The following is a 20,144-nucleotide window of genomic DNA, read 5'->3' as shown; positions in this document are numbered from 1 at the left end:
GCGTATTGGACAAATTAGTAATAAATCTATCAATTCAGCTCAAAATAACCGATAGTAAATACATATGATATAAATTTTAGAAATGAATATGTAGATAGAAAGCAGGGGTTTGATGAAACAACTGAGACGACTCAAAACATTAACACTACGCAAGAAATTGACAGCAGCATTTCTACTGGTCATGCTTGTTCCAAGCATTATTGTAAGTTCTTTTTCTTATCAAGCAGCATATAACCAGACGGACCGACAATTACTCGATAGTGCGACAACTAGCGTTACCGCATCCGACCGTGCAGTTACTCAAACGATTCAAGCCAAAATCGCTGATCTCGAATATTACTCTACGACGATGACGGCTAGTGATAACAGTGCCGAAGCAGATGAAGACATCCTGAAAAGGTTACAAGTGTATTTGAAAATGCATGCGGAAGCTGTTGATATGTTTGTAGGAACTCCCGAAGGAAAACTCATTATTGGCAAAGCCGTAGGCTCCACAAACGACCCTCGTGAACGTCCGTGGTACAAACAGGCCATGGAGAAACCCGGACAAACCGTAATCAGCCCTGTCGGACTCAATACGGCTAAGGTCCCCGTTGTATATATTTCACGTACACTTCCTGACAACAGTGGTGTTCTCGGTCTTTCCCTGAACCTAAATAATTTAAAAGAAATCACAAATTTAAAAATCGGACAAAATGGCTATATTATGATATTAGATGGTACCAAACGTATCGTTACCCACCCGACAGAAGTCAGCGGAAGTACCAAAATGGGAGAAACGATACCCAAATTGTTTGCCTCCAAAGAAGGCAGCTTTAGTTACGATATTAATGGCGTAGATAAACACCTGATTTTCAAAACCAATACGCTGACAGGCTGGAGAATTGCTGGAACGATGGACAAAGCAGAAACCAGTGCCTCCGCCCAACCGATTCTTATCACAACGATCGTAGTGTTGGTGATTGCAGCCATCATCATCGGTGTGCTCGCAATGTGGCTAATCAGCAGTATACTTAAGCCCATCCAAAGATTACGTAATTCTATGGATGCCATCAGCCAAGGTAATCTTTCGATTAACGTAGCTACGACCAGCACAGATGAAATTGGTGAATTATCAAGATATTTTCAACAAATGGTAGATAACCTGCGTAACATGATTAAAGAAATTCAAGCGATGACAGGCAATTTGTCGGCATCCTCGCAAGAGCTTGCAGCAGGTGCAGAACAAACGACCCGTGCCATTGAGCATGTGACCATAGCCATTCAAGATGTGGCTGCAGGCAGCGAACGCCAAGTGGGCAGCGCTAAAGCTAATCAGACACGGGTTAGCGACATGGCAACAGACATCACCGCGATGACTGAAACTATGGCTGAAATGACCACTTACTCCACACAGGCCATTCAGGCGTCGGATGCAGGCAGTGAGCATATCGGCAACAGCGTCGTCTCCATTGACGGCATTCGTACTACCGTGGAAGAACTGGATACCATCATCGGTGCTTTGAGTGACCGATCTGGACGAATCGGAACGATCGTCACTGTCATTACGGAAATCGCCAGCCAGACTAATCTGCTCGCATTAAACGCTTCTATTGAAGCAGCACGTGCAGGGGAGCATGGCAAAGGTTTTGCTGTCGTGGCGACAGAGGTCCGCAAGCTGGCTGAAAACTCAGCTTATTCCGCACAACAAATTCGTGAACAAATTCAAGGGATACAGAGCGGTGTATCTGAAGCCCTGATCGCTATGGAATCCGCCAAGGAACGCGTAAGTGATGGTATTAACTCCATTGACCTATCCGGTCGCTCCTTCTCTCGCATCCGTAGAGCGGTAGCCAAATCAGCGAAGCAGCTCGATAACGTCGCAGCTTCTACCGCTGGAGTCGCAGATGGAACGAGTTCAGTCGTCAGCAGCATGGAGGAAATTACACGCATCGCTGAAGAAGCGGCATCCCATACGGAGACCGTATCCGCAGCCGCAGAGGAGCAGCTCGCCTCCATGGAAGAGATCGGTTCGTCTGCCGCAGATTTGACCCGTCTGGCAGAGCAACTTCAAGATTTACTGACACAATTCCAATTAGATGAAACAAAATAACCGTTCCAACCGATAAATACAGAGAAAGAGTCTTCACAATGAAGGAGGGTTGGAACATGGATATCGCAGCATTATCAACAGGTATGAGTCAGGCCAGCTTGGCTCAAGCCGTAAGTGTGAAGGTATTAGGTATGGCTAAGGATCAGGCCAGTGAACAAGGTCAGGCTTTAGTGCAGATGATGGAAAAAAGCGTACAGCCTCATCTTGGCGGTCAACTGGACATTCGCGCATAAGTGCATCCATATGCTTGGTTAAGGGCGATTCTGCTCAGGTCTGGACAGACCCGGGTAGAATCGTTTTTTTATCTCCCTATTTTTCGTTCAGCACAAAACGTAGTAAACTAGACATATCGTCCACGACCTCGGTTCGGAGGATGGCGCAACATTCACACGATTTACATTGAAAAAGGAGGATACATAGTTTATGAGTTATTCTGATTATTTTGAAAAAGCCAGAGAGCAACAACTGAGCGAGTTACAGGAGTGGTTGTCCATTCCGAGTATCTCAGCATTATCGGAGCACAAAAAAGACATTAACCAAGCAGCTGATTGGCTGGCTACCAAACTGACTGCTGCCGGTCTGGAAAACGTTGAAATCATTCCAACCAAAGGGCACCCGCTGGTATATGCGGATCATTTGCACGCACCTGGTAAACCAACGATCCTCGTGTATGGACACTATGATGTACAACCCGTAGACCCGCTTCACCTGTGGGAAACGCCACCGTTTGAGCCATCCATCCGTGATGGAAAATTGTATGCGCGCGGAGCGACAGATGATAAAGGGCAGGTTTTCTTGCACATTAAGGCAGTTGAGGCCATTTTGAAGCAGGAAGGCACATTGCCGCTGAACATCAAATTCTGCATTGAAGGCGAGGAAGAAGTATCCAGTCCGAACTTGCTTGAGTTTTTGCAAACTGGAGCTGAACGTCTAGCTGCCGATGCTGTACTGGTGTCCGACACTTCCTTGATCGAAAAAGGGAAGCCTGCCATTTGCACAGGTTTGCGTGGACTATGTTCACTGGAAGTCGCCATTCACACGGCGAACACAGATCTACACTCCGGCTCTTTCGGTGGCGGCGTGCCGAATGCCCTGCACGCTCTGGTGTCCTTGCTGGCAACCCTGCATGACGACAAAGGCGGCGTAAGCGTCGAAGGATTCTACGACGATGTTGCTCCATTATCGGCAGAGATGAGAGAAGAATTCGTGAAGCAAGGCTTCAATGAGAGCAAGCTGCAACAAGATCTTGCACTTGATTCCCTCTATGGCGAAGAAGGATTCAGCTTCGTTGAGCGTGTTGGGGCGCGTCCGACACTGGAGCTGAACGGCGTATACGGCGGCTTCCAAGGGGAAGGCACGAAAACGGTCATTCCAAAAGAAGCTCATGCTAAAATCACGTGCCGCTTGGTAGCTAACCAGAATCCGCAAGACATTCTGGACAAAATCGAGCGCCATTTGCGCGCCCATGTTCAGGCAGGAGCTACCCTGGATATTCAACAGGGTGAAAAAGCGAACGCCTTTAACATCGACCCGTCACACGCGTTTCTGCAAGCGGCAGCCGATGCTTTTGAGAAGGTATACGGTGTGCGTGCCCTCTTTACCAAGGATGGAGGTTCTATCCCAATCGTGGAAACCTTCTCCCGTGTGCTGACTGCCCCAGTCGTGCTGATGGGCTTCGGCTTGCCAGATGAGAATCTGCATGCGCCAAACGAGCATTTTAACTTGGACAATTTTGACAAGGGTCTGCTGACGATTGTAGAGTTTTTGAAATCGGTGTAAGCACATGACAACTTCTTATGACTAAGTTACAATAGAGAGGGCGAAAGCCCTTTCTATTTTTTTTGAGGAGCGCTACATAATATGATTATTCAGTTTATTCGTTTACGGTAATGTGAGGTACAGTTCATAAAAACCCAATCATTTTTCCGAAAATGGGTTGGGTCTATTTGGCTGTGCCTTTTTTCATTCACCAAATACGAATGAACGGGGTGCTTTTCTGTGTCCAAATGGAATAAACACGAGATGAAGGCTGACCTGATTGGAAAACATCAACATCTCTTTAGGTGTCCTCTATGCTCTCAACCGATGCGTATGGTGGAAGGTAAAAGCCTCCTATGTACGAATCAGCATTGCTATGATCTTTCAAAATACGGGTATTTACATTTAGCCGCCCGGTCCTATAAGACCAAATATGATAAACAACTATTTTCCTCCAGAAGAATGATGTGCAATAGCGGATTTTTCGATCCCTTAAATGAAGCGATAAGCAGCACTATAATGAAATTTATGAAGCCGCTGTTTGATCAAAAATCACACCTTTACTTGCTCGATGCAGGTTGCGGGGAAGGCACTCATTTGAGCCACATTCAGGATAAGCTGACCTGGACGGGAATCACCGAGCTTACAAGTGTAGGTATGGATCTGTCTAAAGAAGGTATTGTGGCCGCAGCCAAAGAATATCCTCATACCCTCTGGTGTGTTGCGGATCTGGCACATTGTCCATTTTCAAATCAACAATTTGACGGTGTACTTAATATTTTATCCCCTTCTAATTATGCTGAATTTACAAGAATCCTTTCGGAGGACGGCTACATCCTGAAGGTCATTCCCGAACAATATTATCTTCGGGAATTGAGATGCTTGTATGAACAGAAAAAGAATAAGCCTGCTTATTCGAATGATAATATATTAAGCCGATTTAAAGATCATTTTAAACTTCTATCCGCCGAACGGTTAACCTATCGTTTTATGTTAAATGCCGACCTCATGAAACCTTTGCTCCATATGACTCCCTTATCGTGGGGAGCTACTGAAGCAGACTGGCAGCGAGTGCAGGAAATAAATTTACCGTATGTCACAGTAGATTTGCTCATCTTATGCGGTAAAAAATAGAATACCAAAAAGCATTCACAGCATGGAACCATCCATGCTTCGTGAATGCTTTTTTTAAGTTAGTCCCGTCGCTTAAGAAAAACGGGTGTAGCGCAACAGGTGAGCTAGCCGATTGAGCCGTTCTATCTCCCGATCCAACTCATGCAGCGGCTGTCCAGCCAAAGCAGCGTTTGCTCTCAGGTCCCGTAGCGGGTTCATTTTCCGACCCATGAGTTTGAGCACCGTTGCCTTCCCCATGTTATTCACCACCACATATTGCGTCAGCGGGTCAAGCTCAATCCACAATACATGATGCTGTTGAAAAAACGATAATAGTTGCTTTTTTAACACCTCCAGCTCTTCAATCTCACTTGTGATTTGCGGATGATGATGAAAAGCCACATAGCCCATCACCCGCAGGTCACTTATGATTTGTTCCAAATGAAGCGTTTCGTTTATGTATACATTGTTCGTGCTCATGCGGTTTCTTGTACCATTGGTATGATCTTCCTGGATGACGTTCACCACCTGACTATCGTTATATCAAGATTTATCTTTCCCCTTTTCCAATAGCTGCACAAGCCAGTAACCTCCAAACAACAATGCTCCTACTGCAAAAATAATGGTATACACCGTATATAACGTTGTCAGTTCAAACAAACTATTGTACCGATTAAGCAAAGTCCCCCACAAGCATAGCAGAAAATTGCTACCATTTTGCTGATGAAAGCGATGCTTGTAGATCCGTTGAATCAAAACAGCCAGGAATCCTATCAACAAAACATGATTCAGCAAAATACTCCACATTTCCATAAGCCCCCTTTTTCACTATAGCGCAATCGGCTTTGAAAAGTCAGGACATGTACAAACCTTACGAAAAAAAACAACCGGCTTATACGCCAGTTGTTTCCCGTTCCACAAAATACTTATTGGTCATATAATGGGCCTTGCCTCTGGAAGTATCCACCATTCCCTTTTTGTTGTCGAGAAAAACAATTTCCCGGCATTTAGTGCAGTACCACTTGGTCCGCTTAAAGGGAGATTCTGTTACATACGATGTACCACATTTGCAATCTACTTTAATTAAGGTTTCTGTTGATTTGTAAGCCTGGGACAACTCTTTTAGGCCAGTGTCCGGCTGCTGAATCGGGATAATAACCTCCTGATAGCTTGAATGCTGATTATGCACTTTAAAATCAGCCACCAGTTCTGCATGCAGTCCAAAGAACTCTTTGCCAATCTCGGTTACAAATTTCTTGCCGATTCTGTAGCACTCAAGCCATTCCTGTATCTGTTGATTAGACAAAGGCACTGTGCCCTTGATACCACTATTTAATGTGTAAGTCATGATGTATAAAGTATCATCTTGTCTATGTCCGTACATGAGAAGCCTCCTTATAATACACTTGATAATGTACTACAAAGCGTACAAAACATCAATTTTATTATTTGGCAAAAGATATAGTAGCATTTCCAGGTATGGATTTAATATATTGTGAAATGCACCAAAGACGCGTGCGAGTCTGTTAGAAAAGCAACTGACAATCCGTCAGTTGCTTTGTCTTTCTACATAGTATTTGTTGGTCATGTACCATGCCTTGCCTTTATCCGTATCCACCATGCCCTTTTTACGATCCAGGAACACAATGTTATTACACTCCTTACATGACCACTTGGTTCTTTTATGCGGTGACTCTTCTATATAGGAAGCACCACATTTACATTCTACCTGAATTAATGTTTTATACTGGCTGTACGCCTCTACCAGTGGGTCCAGTTCTACAGCTTTGCGTTCCATTACAGGCTGTATTATGGATATGTGTTCTCTCTGCTCCGAGTATTCATTATGTACCTTGAAATCTGCTACCAACTCAGGGTTTAAACCAAAATACTGTTTCCCCACAACCGTTACAAACTTGCTGCCAATTCGATATGCTTTGATCCATTCCTGCACCTGCTTACTGGTTAGGTCGACAGTTCCCTTTATACCGCTGTTCAGCGTATAAGTCATCAAGTGTTGGTTGGGTGTCATATGTCTTAACATTCACCTCCGATCAAGAATATACCACAGGTAGCTCTAGGCAAAAGCTACTTCCTACTACCTGAAGCAATGAGCTTTTTCTGCCTTGTGATTCTTCTTCAACACCTATATATAAAAGTATAGCTCAAAACCTAAACCATCTTCCATCCTGTCGTCATGCTGAATACTGCTTTTGTAGGGATTTATATTCTTAGACTATCACCAGATGCATTTCTATCTTAGTATAACTTTGTGGTACAGTCTTATGTTTTGATCACTCCTGTTAGTTGCACTATGATCTCTAATGGTAGTTTCTTCCTTCTATATATAGTACATCATTTACACGCAAATTCCCACATATTTCAGCGGTTTAATCGTTTTACTTTTTTACATACCACAAAACAAAAGCCTTCCCGACCACCCTTCACTGTCGAAGGATCATCGAGAAGACTTTGTACCCCGCAAGGAACGAGAGGTCAGATTTTTAATTCGCCAAGCCTGATTAATTCCACGACCGCCTGTGAACGACCTTTTACGTTCAATTTTTGCATCACATTGGAAATATGGTTTCGGACCGTTTTTTCGCTAATAAATAGCTGTCCGGCGATGTCACGTGTTGTTTTGTCCTGCACGAGCAGTTCAAATACTTCACGTTCACGGTGAGTTAACAAAAACTTGTTTTTGTGGTCGTTACCCTTCGTCAATTTCACCCCTCCTTGCTCGGGTTTTGTGTGGTGTAACAAGGTTAAGGGATACAGTCAACACATTTTATGTCATGTGCTCGGGTATGGTTCAATATGCGGATAAAAATGGGCATAGGCACCTTACTTGCTGCTTTAATGATGGGTTGGACTTTGTGTCTAAATTATGTATTGACAGGCATATGGGCCAGCCTTATGATAAGAAAAACCGCGACTGATAATCATTATCAAAATAAAAATTCGATATAGATATCGCGCAACAGACTATGGTTCAGGGCCAGTTTGGCCAGAAAGGGTGTTCATTGATTATGAAACTACGTTATGCCGTACCGGCCGGAGTGCTGGTCTCTTCTATTCTGTTCGCAGGTTGCGGGCAAACCGAAACTGCTACTCAGCAGCCTGCCGCAACGACCAAAGATGCAGGAGCCACAACACAGACAACGACTCCTGCCGCTTCTGCTCCCAATTTTGATCAAGCGGTAGCCGCTTACCGAACCTATGCTATCGAGCAATGCGATACGTTTGTGAAGAAAACAGAAGAATTCACGAACGCGGTCAAAGCTGGCGAGCTGGATAAAGCCAAGGCGCTGTATGCTCCTGCACGTATGTACTATGAACGGATTGAACCGATTGCAGAAGCGCTGGGTGATCTTGACCCGAATATTGATGCACGTGACGGTGATGTGGATGCAGCGGATTGGCGCGGCTTTCACCGTATTGAAAAAACATTATGGGAAGAAAATACAACCAAAGGAATGGACGAGTTTTCCGACCGACTGCTGAGTGATGCCAAGCTTCTGCGTGCCAAAGTAGAAACAGTTAATATTGACGCCAGCCTGATGGTAACGGGTGCAGTCGAGTTGTTGAATGAAGTATCTACCTCGAAGGTAACGGGTGAAGAGGAGCGATATTCCCATACGGATTTGTACGATTTTGCTGCCAATGTAGAAGGCGCGCAAAAGATATATGACATTTTGAAAACAGATCTGAACCAAAAAGATGCCGCGTTGGAAAAACAAATCGGTGAGCGCTTTACGGCCTTACAGCAGGAGTTGGCTCCTTTTAAGGACGGAGAAGGCTATGTATCGTATACAAAACTGAAACCGGAAGAAGTTAAAAAGCTGAGCCAAAACCTCGATGCCTTGGCAGAACCGTTGTCCCAAATGGGGAAATTGTTAGGAGTGTAATGATATGAAAGGCTTTAAGCGGCAAAAAGGGCTAGAAAAGCCGCAGTATGCGGAATCCCATAATGAACAGGCTGATCTGGTAAAAAAGGATGCGAGGCTAGTGGAAGATGAGCCGTCAGGAAAAAGCAAATCCGTATCACGCCGAGACCTATTGAAGCTGGCCGGGGTAGGTGGGCTAGGCCTCCTGCTTGGCGGCGGTGGCGTGGGAGCCGTGCTGTCAGCCGGTCAACGCCTCGAAAGCATGATGACGGATGCGGATACCAAAGATGTAATCCCTTTTTACGGTAAGCATCAGGCAGGTATTGTGACTCCGGCGCAGGATTTCATCTGCTTCGCCGCTTTCGATCTAACAACCAGCGACAAGGAACAGGTGCGCAGCCTCTTCAAAGCCTGGACGGAAGCAAGCGCTACAATGACTTCTGGCGTGCTCCTTGGCAACGATAATGAAAACCTCAACCTCCCTCCTTCCGATACGGGCGAGGCGGCAGGATTGTCGCCATCCCGTACGACGATCACCTTTGGTGTGGGCCCATCCTTTTTTGATGGACGATACGGCCTAGCAGGGCTTAAACCTGCCGAGTTCCGTGAGCTGCCCCGTTTTCAAGGGGACGCCCTGGAGGAGCAATGGTGCGGCGGCGATATCGGAGTGCAGGTATGTGCCAACGACTTGCAGGTAGCTTTCCATGCCCTGCGTAATTTGGCGCGTATCGCCAGAGGAACGGCGGTGCTTCGCTGGACGCAGGAAGGCTTCCAGCGAACAGCACAGGCTGATCCTGCGGGAAGCACACCACGCAATTTGCTGGGCTTCAAGGACGGTACGGGGAACCCGGATACCTCCAAGGCAGACGAGATGAATCGGCTGGTGTGGACACAAACCAGTGACGGACCAGCATGGATGGGTAACGGCAGCTATATGGCTGTACGCCGTGTACGCATGCGGGTAGAGGTGTGGGATCGCTCAACATTGGGCGACCAGGAGGATACGTTTGGACGTCATCGCAGCAGCGGAGCCCCACTCGGTAAGGTCAAGGAGTTCGACAAGCTTGATCTGGCGGCCAAAAATCCGGAAGGCAAGCCGGTTACACCTCCCACCTCTCATGTGGCTTTGGCTCATGGGGACGGGAGCATTAATATTTTGCGGAGATCTTATTCGTATTCAAGCGGATTGGACAAGCAAACAGGACAGCTGGATGCCGGGCTGCTGTTCATCAGCTACCAGCGTGATCTGTTCAAGCAGTTCGTTCATATTCAGGAGAAGCTTGCACGCAATGACAAGCTGAACGAATATATTGTACACAAAGGCAGTGCGGTGTTCGCCTGCTTCCCGGGTGTATCGCAAGGCGGCTACATCGGGGATACGTTATTTTAGCAGCAGGCAAGGAAGGGGATTTATATGAATCTGTGCAATAAAAGCTTGGGATGGGTGTTTGTACTGGTGGCGGCTCTGCTGCTGACCGTCACTCCGTTCATGTCCGGCTCCGGGTCGGTCGCTTTTGCACAAACGGATGCCAAAGCTGTCACCAATGATCAGCTAATGCCTGTGGTGGGGGGAGCGCTGGTGGAGGCGGGACAAGCTCAATGGACGGAAGCCTCCAAGGATCTGCAAGAATTCCGCACGCTGTGGGAGGCCGCCAAAACGAATGGCGGAGATTCAACTCACATCGCGGCTGTAGATCAAGCACTCACCGATGCGGAGCAGACACTCACCAGTGGCGGCGGAGAACCAGCGAAAGCTGCCTTATCCGTGCTGGCGCGCTCGGTCAATGAGTACGTCACTGCGGCCGAAGGGGACAAACCAGCCCCAGCTGGAGCCAAAGCAGCGGAAAAACTGCTTCCTATGGCGAAGGGCAGTCTAGCCGCCATGCAAAAAGGCGATTGGGCTGCTGCCCGGGTGGATTACGATCGAATCGTCAAAGCCTGGTATCAGGTGGAAACACCGATTCGTTTGGACAATTTTCCGGTATACAGTTCGCTCGAAACTAAAATCAGTCTCATTCGCATCTCCATGCAAGCTGAGCCCATTCGCCAAGAACAGGCTCTTAAGGAAATGCAGGAATTAACGACTCTGCTGTCTGATTATAGTCAGGGCAAGTCTGTGAACACAGGCCAAGGAACAGATGCAGGCAATACAGCTGCCGGAACGGCGAATGGTTCGGCAGCTTCTCTGACCGATGCAGTCATCTTGCTCGAATCCGCACGCCAAGATGCTGTAGCTAATCAATCAGAGCAAGCGGCTGATAAGGTAGTGCAGTTTATCGCTCTGTGGCCTTCCGTCGAAGGACATGTACAAATTTCCGATCCGACGTCTTACACTGGGATTGAAAATGAAATGACCGAAACTTCCGGATATCTGCTGTCTTCTCCACCGAATACGGACAAAGCCATTCAGACTCTTGATCAGATGCTGGACAGGCTCCGTCCGTTGATGGAAGAACGTTCTTACACTGCGTGGGATGCCGCGCTGATTTTGCTGCGTGAGGGCCTAGAGGCCATCCTCGTGCTCGCAGCTCTGCTGGCGTATGCCAAAAAAAGCGGCGAAGCCGTGGCTGGACGTTGGATATGGGCAGGAGCCGGAACGGGGCTGGTGCTGAGCGGAATTCTGGCAGTGCTGTTCACCACACTAGTAGCAGCAGCCGCATCGGGCAGCATGCGTGAGCTGCTGGAGGGTGTCACCGGGCTGGTGGCGGTCGTGCTGATGCTGACCGTTGGTAGCTGGTTGCATAGCAAATCCAACGCTGCCGCATGGAACCGCTTTGTGGAAAACAGCGTGGGCAACGCGCTGGCACGAGGAAGCCTGTGGTCGTTATTTGCGGTTTCTGCGCTCGCAATTCTGCGTGAAGGAGCCGAGACAGCTATCTTTTATGTCGGTATGGCTCCAGCCATCGAAACCTCGCAATTGCTGATCGGCATTGGCTCAGCGACGATTATTCTGGTCATTCTGGCGTTTGCGATCATTAAATTCAGTGTACGATTGCCAATTCGCGCCTTTTTCCTGACTGCCACTGTACTGATTTACTATCTCGTATTCCGATTCCTGGGCGAAAGTATTCATTCGCTTCAGGTGGCTGGTAAGCTTCCGGGGCACACTGCCTCCTCGCTTCCGTCCATTAGCTGGCTGGGAATGTATCCAACTTGGGAAACATTTGTCCCACAAATCGCTGTACTGATCTTTATGGTATGGCAGCTTGTGCGTCAGGAAATGCGCAGCTCCAAGCAACAATAAGTCGATACTACCCTACTCATCATGTAAAAAACGCCAAATCACAGGTCCGATTTGTATCGGTTCCCATGAGTTTGGCGTTTTTTTACATACTTACTGCACATCCTCAGGCAACGGAATCATGCGCTGATGATGCAGCAGGTCTGTGCGGTCACCGTGTTCACGAATGACATGCACCTCCCCACGAAAATCGAGCAGCTCCGCCGGGGTAGCATGTCCCAGAAATTGTAGTGGACTATAGCTCAATCCATAGGCACCTGCATTCGGAAAGGCAATATAATCGCCCTCGTGAATTGGAGGAAGCTGCGCTTTTTTCACAATACAATCCTCGGGTGTACAAAGCGGACCGACAATGCTTACCGTCTCAAGCTCCATGGATGCCTCTTCCAGAGGCCCTCCTATTCGGTTTGCAACCTCTTCTAATGATTGTTCGACAGCAACAGCCGTTTGAGCAGAAGCGTCTCTCTGCCCCATCCATAGGGTTGCTTCCACTTCTCGTTCTTTGGGCTCTTTCAATTCTCTCGCTTGCCTGCGCATAATTCGCACCGGGTAGTTGTCCCTAATGCGGCGTCCTCGAAAAGTAGCTGCGGCGTAGTGATTCATGCCACCATCAGCCACGACAAACTTCTCCCCCTTGGATTCCTTTGTATACAATGCTCGGCAGACATACATGCCCGATTGAGCGACCAGATATCTGCCGCTTTCGATGATTAGCTTAACCCCGGGCATGCGGGTTCGGGTCTGCTCCGCGAGTGCGTTCAGTCCGTCAATGACGTGATCCATATCGAGCGGTTGCTCATGAGCAAAATAAGGTACACCAAACCCGCCGCCCAAATTGACCGTATGCATTGCCACACCATACTGAGCCTGTACCCGTTCTGCCAACTGCAGCGTATTCGCAAATGAAGCTAAAATCTGATCCGATTTCAGCATTTGCGTACCTGTATATACCTGAATACCTTGAAAATTGACGTGTGGGCAACCTTCCAGCACCTTAAAAAAGTGATCCAGCTGCCCTTCATCCACTCCAAAGGGGCGCGGAACGCCGCCCATTTTAATCGTTGCTCCAGACAGATCGTTATCGGGATTGATGCGAACCGCTGCCCTGACAAGCTGGCCCGCTTGGGCAGCAATGTCCTCCAGCAGACGCAGCTCCCTCACCGATTCGACATGAATACAGCCGATTCCACAGGCTATTGCCTCGTTCAGCTCGGCTATTGTTTTTCCCGGTCCGGCGTACAGCACGTCTTCCGCAGCATACCCAGCCTCCATAGCGACGAACATTTCTCCAGCCGAAGCAATCTCAACACCACAACCTAACGAGCGCAGCAACCCAGCTAAGGCTACGTTACCATTAGCCTTGAGCGCGTAATGTACACGCACGGCCGGGTGCAATCGGGATAGCAACGAGCTGACATGAGCATGCAGCGCATCCCCGTCATAATAGTAAAATGGCGTCGGATGCTTGCCGAAACGCTCCAGTAAGGCTTCGTCCTTTTTATCCATCTACTGAATTCCCCTCCTCTCTTTGCCTTGATACTCAGTATTTTGCATCATTCGTTCCCCACCGCTCGAAAACACAATCATACTCATACTGCATAGATCGTCTCACCCGAGCGTGCAGCTTCATGAATGGCTGCCAGCAGTCTGACGCGTTCAGCAGCCTCGCGAAATGGAATGGGCTCCGCTTCCCCCCGGATGATGCTGCAAAAGGTATTCAACTGATTGACATAATAGTTCATAGGCTCGAAAACCGTTTTGGTATGCGAAGATGTCTGTGATAACACAGGCAGTGCGTCCGCATCCGTTATATTTGACGCGAGATCCTTTTTTATTTCCGTCTTGAGTGTCATTTTATAAAAGCCTAAATTTGCCCGAAAGCAGTCCTTCAAGGTGACCACTGCCGAATCAAAGGTCAGTACATGAGCACAGTGATAAGGGCGCTCAAATGAAAAGAGGGCAGATGCCTTCAATCCGCTCGGATAACGGGCTTGCGCACGAAATGTCCAGTCACAGCCATGAGGACCATCGAAATCCGATTGACTGTGGAATTCAGCCTGCTCCAATCCAACGACGGCTTGAAGCAGCTGTAGCCAGTACACGCCCAGATCCCAAAAGCATCCCCCGCCCTGCTCCGGACGGGATCTGTAATTGTCCGCATGTCCCTCTTTTGCCGGAATGCATAGACTCGTCTCGATGGAACATAAGCGACCATAACGCCCCGATTCTACGATCTTCCGCAGCTCATGTTGCCAAGGATGGTGCTGCACCATGACTCCCTCCAGCAGGTAAGCGCTACTCTGTTCGACTGTCGCTGCCAAGGGAGCCAGATCAGCCGTATTCAGGCATAACGGTTTTTCCACCAGCACATGCTTATGAGCCCGTAGTGCTTTGTTAATCCACTCGGCATGTAAGTCGTTGCTGAGCGCAATATATACAGCATCGATCTCCGGGTCCTTTAGCATATCCTCAGCATGCCGATAAACGACACTGACGCCAAAATGATCTGCCATTTCTCCCGCCTTGGCAACCGTGCGGTTCGCAAGCGCCGTCACGCGTGCCCCTGCAACATGTCGGATCGGTTCCAGCAACGCACGGGGAGCAATGGCAGAACAGCCAATGATCCCAAAGCGAATATCTCGCATTGCAGGCTCTTGCGCAACAGCGGCAGCGTTCATGACCCCTGCTCCATTCCCGGGGAGCTTGCTGGCATTTGGATACTATTCACATAGCACTCTATATAACGCGGCGTCCGACTGCGCAGCTCTACGATCCTACGATGCATATCCTCCAGTATCTGAGCACTACCGTCATAGGTTTGTATCCACGTATCGTACCGCATACCGAGCCCCAGCCGTTCCCATAGATCCGCATTATGCTTTTCATGCACACCAAATGGCTCCAGCATAATGAGTGGAGTGGCTGTAGCGAACGAATCGGTTAGGCTGCCACCACCGGGCTTGCTGACAATGGCCTGGACACGACATGCTTGATCCAGCATACTATGGTAATCCGGTCCAACCTGATACACTGTCTTCTCGCCCTTTTTCACCTCTCCGAAAGGCGGAAATGTATGCTCCCCGGCTTCATTTCGCTGCCATGTCCTCCACTGCGGGTCCATCTGAAAATAGCGTATACTGTCCCGCTGTTCATCCGGTTGATCCTGATCATACAACAGCAGATCCAGCTCCCAGCCCGCTTCTTCCAACCGTCCAACCTTGTCACGGTAGGTGCCCATGCCCCAGCCGCCGCCATGTACGAATAAGCGAGATTGCCGCTCTTCAAATGGAACATACTCCACAGCCGGGACATCAATATAGTGGCTGACTCTATTGTTATCATTTTCAAAAAAGGTCGTTTCTCCACAGCCATCCGCAAAACGTGGGTTATGCTTGGCTAGATTTTTCCAGGAAGGAGAAGGTGTCGAATCCATATACACAATGTCCACATGCACCAACTCCGGTTCTCTGCGCTTGCGATACTCCTCCAGTACATACATCCAATGACCGGATAAGCATATAAAATACCGCCGATCCTCCTCCATCCATTGGTTCAGCAGCACTTCCATTGCAGCGAGATCCAGTGAATTACGCATATCCTGCGGGACCTTTTGTGACATTAAGGCCACCGCAAAATTGTCATGGTAAGCTTTGCGGCTTTTGTCGACCTTGAGACGGGCCGATTCTGGCAGCACATTTTCAAATACATGAATCGCCGTATCCACGCCCAGCCTGCGAAGACCTGCTTGCAACAACAAGCCAGGGGTATAAAAGCCCAATCCGAAACCGGAACACAAAATCGTTACCTTCATAAGCTTATCCGCATTCTTACGCATGCTCATACGCCTCCCGTTTAATTCAGCACTGTAAAATGATGCTCTGCCAAAAAACGCTCCAGCTTTGTAGTCAATCGCATTTTTTCCTCATCGCTCGCAGCAACCAGTTCCAAATAAAGACGACCCTTGCCTCGTGCCCGTTCGCTTCCAGCGGTTTCTTTTTCACCAATTAAGTCCGGCTTAGCCATGCCGTTCCCTTCTGATCCGCCATCGCTGGCCCCAATCCCGCTCACACGAACCTGCTTGGCAGATGATCTGCCTCCGCGCCCGATTGCATTTCTGCTTGGCGTGCTTGTATGGCCCACAATCTTGTTCTCGCCATCTCGTCCACCTGTGTTCACATATAACGTATTGGCACCCAGAGGCATGACGCCTTCTTCACGTTCACCTGTGAACAACAATCCTTCACCTTTCAGCCCTTCCAGCAGTTCTTCATAGGATAGACTGCCATCATGGGACAGCGAATAATTCGTCAGCGTGCCACGCATATTTTTCCCGGCCAGAAAGGTATCGAGCTGATGCTTGATCAAACTCATCGACTTTCTGGCATTAATTTCGATAATAGGCTCCAGCTTCCCACCACGAAGTGTCATGGAATCAATGCAAACATCGCCGTAATAACCATCCTGATACAATTGCCGCCCCACGTCCTGCATCAAGCTAAAATAGCCCTCGCGCTCCAGCCGCTCCAAAAATGCCCCGTCCGGGGACAAGGATTCCCGATAGGAGAATTGAGTGTTAGCCAGCCATTGTACAGATATGATATCGACACTTCCATCATCACCAATCGTAAATTGGCATGAAAAATCCTGCTCTTTCTCCAGAAAAGGCTCCAAAAGGAAAAGCACCTGTTTGCCTTTACGCTCCTGTCCACGCAAATACGATACGATCCTGTCCAGCATTTGTATCGAGGTAATGTGCAGGTTTCCTTTGCCCGATACGCCAAAATCATCCTTGATTAAAAAGCTTCCATCCCGTAGCAGCTTACGCCCCGCCTCAGCGACATCTGCAAACGAAGTCACAATATAGCCCGGGTTGCGCAGACCAAGGCTGCGTTTCAGATCAGAGGAATACGTTTTGGCATTTACCTTGCGAATCGTTTCCAGCGGCGGCTGATGCAGGGTTATTCCCCAAGCACGTGCAGCCTCCTCTACATGCGGTAAACCCGCAAACGGGCTAAGCACACAGCCTTCCAGTTGAGGAAACCCCTCTCCGGCATCGGCCTTGCGACTGCCCAGCAGTTCAAATACGGATGCGGTCGACACGTTGCCTGCACGCTCCTTGCCATCGGTCAAATCCCGTTCGTTGACAGCCGGATGGAAGCCCAACTGCGCGATATACTGACGATGTACGGGCGAAATGGCATAACGGGTCAATAACGCATCTCCCGGCTGGCAAAAGCTGAACAGCAGTTCATCCATGGCTGCTACAATCGCTGAAGAAGCCCGGTCAGGCAGGGCTGGCAGGGAAGCTAACTGGGCATCCCGCCAGTAAGCCTCCGCTTCGAATGTTCCCATATACAAATGACGCTGATTCGGTATCGCATTCATATGATTCGCTTCCTTTCCTGCTTCATTATTGGCCCACTACACGGTAGCGCTACTGACTCGCGCTCGTATAATCACGTAGAGCAAACTGCCATATCAGGCGGATGATCGCCAGCAGCCAGAGAGGTGCGAGAAATGCCCATACCACTAACCCGGTTTCCATTTTGCCGAGAATGAACATGGGCGGGAAATTACAAATGACAAACACCGGCAGCACGAACAAACCGATACGCTGAATCAGATTACTGTACACGGCCATCGGCACATAGTTTGTTTCGAAAATGCTGTTGGACAGCTCCGTAACGCCGTTCGTGCGGATAATCCAGAAGGCCAGTAGTTGGGGGAGCAAAAATACGGAGTATGCCGTAAGCACTCCGCATCCGAGCAGCACAGAGAACCCTCCTACGCTTTCAAAATTAAACGGCAATCCGAGTCGATACCAGCCGATCCCCGTCATAATTCCGCCGCCAATTACATTCGGCACGGTATAGCCCAGTTCAAATTGACGCAGTGTTACCATAAATTGCAGCGATACTGGTTTGGTCATGAGCACGTCCAGTGAGCCGGTACGAATTTTGTCAGGCAGGCTTGTAAAATTACTGTAGAACAATCCACTATAAAATCCGCTCATCATCGTAAATACGCCGATATATAACAATATGGCGTCAGGAGACCAACCATTAATATCCGTCCCAGCGCGGTATGGAACCGATGCGTACAGCAGTTTGATGAGCAAATAAGCCGTTTCAACCAGAAATGCAGTTATAAAATTAATACGGTATTCCATCTGCGACATGACGGAAAACTGGACAAACTTCCAGTACAGTCTGATGTAGCGCCTAACGTTTCGGAAAACATTTTTCATGTTAACCCCCCACCGAGACAAAGCGTTTGACCCCGGCTTGCCACACCCAGCGTGATATGGCTGCCAACACTACAATCCAGAGCCATTGCACGCCAATGCCTTTAGCGGCTTCCAGCACAGTCAGCTTGCCCGTCAACGCATTCACCGGAAAAAATACGGTGTAGCTGAACGGTAGCAGACTGAACAGACGGGCCAAAACATCTCCAAAAATCGTCAGCGGAAACACGGTACCGCTAGCTACGTAAATGACAAGCGACAGCGTATAAAATAGTCCCGCCGATTCCGTCACCCAAAAGGCTATGCCGCTCAGCGCATAATAGACCACAAAATTAAGCACAAGCGCTCCCGGCAACGCCAATATGTAAAGCAAGATGTACGATAGCCCGAAGCTGATTTGTCCTTCCAGGCTAAGACATAACAGCAAAATAGCAGCCGCCAGCAGCACGACCGCGGACTGTATGACTTTGCCTCCGATAAACCGGCAAAAACGGTAAGCGAAATAATGCACAGGCTGTACCATGAATTTTGCCAGTCCACCTTCCTTGATATCTGTAGCAATTTCGTATTCAAAGCCCGTAGCAATCAGTTTTCCAGTTACTCCCGCCATGACCACATACACCAGCATTTCTGGCAGAGAATAGCCCAGCACTCTTGCTTGCCCCGAAGAACCGAATACAGCTAGCCAGAGAAAAATTTGCGTCATGATCGGCAGCATAAATCCCGCCATTTGGAGCCAATAATTAGCCCGATACTCCATTTCGTTTTGCATGCCAAGCTGGAGTACCTTCACATATTTGTTATTTCGCATCGGCCAGCCTGCCCCCATCGTACAAATTGGCTATCCCCTCTTCCAGCGGGACGTCCTCAATCGTAAAATCAACGACAGACAGTGCGTCCAAAATCTTTTTGGACCAAGCCAAGGTATCTTCTGCGTCCAGCTCAAATACCGCCTCCAGCTCCGAGTTGGAGCGAAGTTTGCCGAGGCTCGCCAACGTTAGGCTGGATACGGGGGTCTCCAGTCGAACCTTGAGTAATTTACGGGCACCGATGACCTCATTCACCTTGTGTAAGTCTCCGTCATAGACCAATCTGCCCCCGCTGATAATGATGGATCTACTGCACAAATCCTCAATATCCTTCATGTAGTGGCTTGTCAGCAGGATGGTCGTCCGGTGCGTGCGGTTATAGGCTTTGAAAAACTCTCGAATCCGCCGCTGAGAAACAAGGTCCAGTCCGATGGTCGGCTCATCCAGCAAAATAACCCGTGGACGATGCAGCAGCGCGGCGATCAGTTCCATTTTCATACGCTCGCCGAGCGACAGCCGCCGAACCTGCACATGAAGCTGCTCCTCCACCCCAAGCAGAGTGACCAGTTCATCTAGTGCCTCTTTATAACGGTTTTCATCGATTTCATAGATAAGCTTGTTCAGCTCGAATGACTCGCTTGCAGGCAAATCCCACCAGAGCTGGTTTTTCTGTCCCATTACAATGGAAAACTGACGTTTAAACTCTTTTTGTCGTTTCCACGGGGTAAAGCCGAGTACCGATGCCTCCCCGCCCGTGGGATGAAGAATGCCAGACAGCATTTTGAGCGTCGTTGTTTTGCCCGCCCCGTTTGGACCGAGAAATCCGACAATTTCGCCTTCCTCAATGCTAAAGCTGACATTTTGCACAGCCTCTTTGGTCAGCTGCTCACGCCTGAACAAGTTTTGTAACGATTTGCGCACGCCCGGCTCCTTTTTGTAGTACGTAAATGTTTTCGACAATTGGTTTAATGTAATGGACGGCAATCAATTCCCCTCCTCT

The 20,144-nt window shown here is 48.6% G+C and carries 19 protein-coding genes and 1 pseudogene; 8 read left to right on the top strand and 12 right to left on the bottom strand.

The window, feature by feature from the left end; all coding sequences use genetic code 11:
• The first annotated feature begins 112 nt into the window (after positions 1-112).
• The 5 genes and pseudogenes from ACQW03_RS17100 (at position 113) to ACQW03_RS17080 (ending at position 4,984) form a co-directional block, all read left to right on the top strand.
• Complete coding sequence (locus ACQW03_RS17100) at positions 113-2,092, top strand: methyl-accepting chemotaxis protein (RefSeq protein ID WP_441950773.1); 1,980 nt, start codon at positions 113-115, stop codon at positions 2,090-2,092.
• 56 nt (positions 2,093-2,148) lie between these two features.
• Entirely contained in the window at positions 2,149-2,325 is a 177-nt protein-coding gene (locus ACQW03_RS17095) for a YjfB family protein (protein ID WP_013372767.1), read from the top strand.
• A gap of 190 nt (positions 2,326-2,515) precedes the next feature.
• Complete coding sequence (locus ACQW03_RS17090; protein WP_220025910.1) at positions 2,516-3,871, top strand: dipeptidase; 1,356 nt, start codon at positions 2,516-2,518, stop codon at positions 3,869-3,871.
• A gap of 243 nt (positions 3,872-4,114) precedes the next feature.
• Positions 4,115-4,246, top strand: a pseudogene (locus ACQW03_RS17085) (putative RNA methyltransferase); the annotation flags it as partial.
• A 123-nt stretch (positions 4,247-4,369) separates the two neighbouring features.
• Positions 4,370-4,984, top strand: coding sequence for a methyltransferase domain-containing protein (locus ACQW03_RS17080; RefSeq protein ID WP_233901767.1), 615 nt, complete (start codon positions 4,370-4,372; stop codon positions 4,982-4,984).
• Positions 4,985-5,056: 72 nt separating this feature from the next.
• On the opposite strand, the gene ACQW03_RS17075 is transcribed toward ACQW03_RS17080, so the two are convergent.
• The 5 genes from ACQW03_RS17075 to ACQW03_RS17055 form a co-directional block, all read right to left on the bottom strand.
• The gene (locus ACQW03_RS17075) at positions 5,057-5,443 is read right to left on the bottom strand and encodes a hypothetical protein (RefSeq protein WP_220030099.1); all 387 of its coding nucleotides are present in this window, start codon (positions 5,441-5,443) and stop codon (positions 5,057-5,059) included.
• A 63-nt stretch (positions 5,444-5,506) separates the two neighbouring features.
• A complete protein-coding gene (locus ACQW03_RS17070; protein WP_071642648.1) occupies positions 5,507-5,770 on the bottom strand; it encodes a hypothetical protein in 264 nt (87 codons plus the stop codon).
• Between the two features lie 85 nt (positions 5,771-5,855).
• Positions 5,856-6,347, bottom strand: coding sequence for a hypothetical protein (locus ACQW03_RS17065; protein ID WP_071642649.1), 492 nt, complete (start codon positions 6,345-6,347; stop codon positions 5,856-5,858).
• Positions 6,348-6,512: 165 nt separating this feature from the next.
• Complete coding sequence (locus tag ACQW03_RS17060; RefSeq protein WP_023990049.1) at positions 6,513-6,995, bottom strand: hypothetical protein; 483 nt, start codon at positions 6,993-6,995, stop codon at positions 6,513-6,515.
• A gap of 464 nt (positions 6,996-7,459) precedes the next feature.
• On the bottom strand, positions 7,460-7,687 hold the full coding sequence (locus ACQW03_RS17055; RefSeq protein ID WP_007431813.1) for a helix-turn-helix domain-containing protein: 228 nt from the start codon (positions 7,685-7,687) through the stop codon (positions 7,460-7,462).
• A 305-nt stretch (positions 7,688-7,992) separates the two neighbouring features.
• Between ACQW03_RS17055 and efeO the strand changes: the two genes are divergently transcribed.
• Genes efeO through ACQW03_RS17040 form a run of 3 tightly spaced genes read left to right on the top strand, consistent with a single transcriptional unit; the run spans position 7,993 to position 12,094 of the window.
• The gene (efeO, locus tag ACQW03_RS17050) at positions 7,993-8,871 is read left to right on the top strand and encodes an iron uptake system protein EfeO (protein WP_071642654.1); all 879 of its coding nucleotides are present in this window, start codon (positions 7,993-7,995) and stop codon (positions 8,869-8,871) included.
• A 4-nt stretch (positions 8,872-8,875) separates the two neighbouring features.
• The gene (efeB, locus tag ACQW03_RS17045; protein WP_441950769.1) at positions 8,876-10,240 is read left to right on the top strand and encodes an iron uptake transporter deferrochelatase/peroxidase subunit; all 1,365 of its coding nucleotides are present in this window, start codon (positions 8,876-8,878) and stop codon (positions 10,238-10,240) included.
• Between the two features lie 24 nt (positions 10,241-10,264).
• The gene (locus tag ACQW03_RS17040) at positions 10,265-12,094 is read left to right on the top strand and encodes an FTR1 family iron permease (RefSeq protein WP_441950767.1); all 1,830 of its coding nucleotides are present in this window, start codon (positions 10,265-10,267) and stop codon (positions 12,092-12,094) included.
• A 90-nt stretch (positions 12,095-12,184) separates the two neighbouring features.
• Here the strand turns inward: ACQW03_RS17040 and ACQW03_RS17035 are convergent, their stop codons facing one another.
• The 7 genes from ACQW03_RS17035 to ACQW03_RS17005 form a co-directional block, all read right to left on the bottom strand.
• A complete protein-coding gene (locus ACQW03_RS17035) occupies positions 12,185-13,597 on the bottom strand; it encodes a type III PLP-dependent enzyme (protein ID WP_441950765.1) in 1,413 nt (470 codons plus the stop codon).
• Between the two features lie 83 nt (positions 13,598-13,680).
• A complete protein-coding gene (locus ACQW03_RS17030) occupies positions 13,681-14,769 on the bottom strand; it encodes a Gfo/Idh/MocA family protein (RefSeq protein ID WP_220030103.1) in 1,089 nt (362 codons plus the stop codon).
• The gene (locus tag ACQW03_RS17025) at positions 14,766-15,926 is read right to left on the bottom strand and encodes a UDP-glucuronosyltransferase (protein ID WP_071642659.1); all 1,161 of its coding nucleotides are present in this window, start codon (positions 15,924-15,926) and stop codon (positions 14,766-14,768) included. Before ACQW03_RS17025 ends, ACQW03_RS17030 begins: the two co-directional genes overlap by 4 nt.
• Positions 15,927-15,943: 17 nt before the next feature.
• On the bottom strand, positions 15,944-17,476 hold the full coding sequence (locus tag ACQW03_RS17020; RefSeq protein WP_441950762.1) for a hypothetical protein: 1,533 nt from the start codon (positions 17,474-17,476) through the stop codon (positions 15,944-15,946).
• Between the two features lie 49 nt (positions 17,477-17,525).
• Positions 17,526-18,338 (bottom strand): ABC transporter permease, encoded by an 813-nt coding sequence (locus tag ACQW03_RS17015; protein WP_441950760.1) that lies wholly within the window; start codon positions 18,336-18,338, stop codon positions 17,526-17,528.
• A gap of 1 nt (position 18,339) precedes the next feature.
• Complete coding sequence (locus ACQW03_RS17010) at positions 18,340-19,146, bottom strand: ABC transporter permease (RefSeq protein WP_441950758.1); 807 nt, start codon at positions 19,144-19,146, stop codon at positions 18,340-18,342.
• Positions 19,136-20,128, bottom strand: coding sequence for an ABC transporter ATP-binding protein (locus tag ACQW03_RS17005; RefSeq protein WP_071642663.1), 993 nt, complete (start codon positions 20,126-20,128; stop codon positions 19,136-19,138). Before ACQW03_RS17005 ends, ACQW03_RS17010 begins: the two co-directional genes overlap by 11 nt.
• Positions 20,129-20,144: the final 16 nt, after the last annotated feature.

It is taken from the genome of Paenibacillus sp. DRB1-1 (genome assembly GCF_052119485.1).
GTDB lineage: Bacteria > Bacillota > Bacilli > Paenibacillales > Paenibacillaceae > Paenibacillus > Paenibacillus polymyxa_B.
Note: the sequence above shows the minus strand (reverse complement) of the source record. Positions and strands in the feature narration are given on the sequence as shown.

Excerpts from the sequence above, each read along its gene's own strand:
- ACQW03_RS17100 (WP_441950773.1), top strand. The coding sequence starts at position 113 with ATGAAACAACTGAGACGACTCAAAACATTAACACTACGCAAGAAATTG.
- ACQW03_RS17095 (WP_013372767.1), top strand. The coding sequence starts at position 2,149 with ATGGATATCGCAGCATTATCAACAGGTATGAGTCAGGCCAGCTTGGCT.
- ACQW03_RS17090 (WP_220025910.1), top strand. The coding sequence starts at position 2,516 with ATGAGTTATTCTGATTATTTTGAAAAAGCCAGAGAGCAACAACTGAGC.
- ACQW03_RS17080 (WP_233901767.1), top strand. The coding sequence starts at position 4,370 with ATGAAATTTATGAAGCCGCTGTTTGATCAAAAATCACACCTTTACTTG.
- ACQW03_RS17075 (WP_220030099.1), bottom strand. The coding sequence starts at position 5,443 with ATGAGCACGAACAATGTATACATAAACGAAACGCTTCATTTGGAACAA.
- ACQW03_RS17070 (WP_071642648.1), bottom strand. The coding sequence starts at position 5,770 with ATGTGGAGTATTTTGCTGAATCATGTTTTGTTGATAGGATTCCTGGCT.
- ACQW03_RS17065 (WP_071642649.1), bottom strand. The coding sequence starts at position 6,347 with ATGTACGGACATAGACAAGATGATACTTTATACATCATGACTTACACA.
- ACQW03_RS17060 (WP_023990049.1), bottom strand. The coding sequence starts at position 6,995 with ATGACACCCAACCAACACTTGATGACTTATACGCTGAACAGCGGTATA.
- efeO (WP_071642654.1), top strand. The coding sequence starts at position 7,993 with ATGAAACTACGTTATGCCGTACCGGCCGGAGTGCTGGTCTCTTCTATT.
- efeB (WP_441950769.1), top strand. The coding sequence starts at position 8,876 with ATGAAAGGCTTTAAGCGGCAAAAAGGGCTAGAAAAGCCGCAGTATGCG.
- ACQW03_RS17040 (WP_441950767.1), top strand. The coding sequence starts at position 10,265 with ATGAATCTGTGCAATAAAAGCTTGGGATGGGTGTTTGTACTGGTGGCG.
- ACQW03_RS17035 (WP_441950765.1), bottom strand. The coding sequence starts at position 13,597 with ATGGATAAAAAGGACGAAGCCTTACTGGAGCGTTTCGGCAAGCATCCG.
- ACQW03_RS17030 (WP_220030103.1), bottom strand. The coding sequence starts at position 14,769 with ATGAACGCTGCCGCTGTTGCGCAAGAGCCTGCAATGCGAGATATTCGC.
- ACQW03_RS17025 (WP_071642659.1), bottom strand. The coding sequence starts at position 15,926 with ATGCGTAAGAATGCGGATAAGCTTATGAAGGTAACGATTTTGTGTTCC.
- ACQW03_RS17020 (WP_441950762.1), bottom strand. The coding sequence starts at position 17,476 with ATGAATGCGATACCGAATCAGCGTCATTTGTATATGGGAACATTCGAA.
- ACQW03_RS17015 (WP_441950760.1), bottom strand. The coding sequence starts at position 18,338 with ATGAAAAATGTTTTCCGAAACGTTAGGCGCTACATCAGACTGTACTGG.
- ACQW03_RS17010 (WP_441950758.1), bottom strand. The coding sequence starts at position 19,146 with ATGCGAAATAACAAATATGTGAAGGTACTCCAGCTTGGCATGCAAAAC.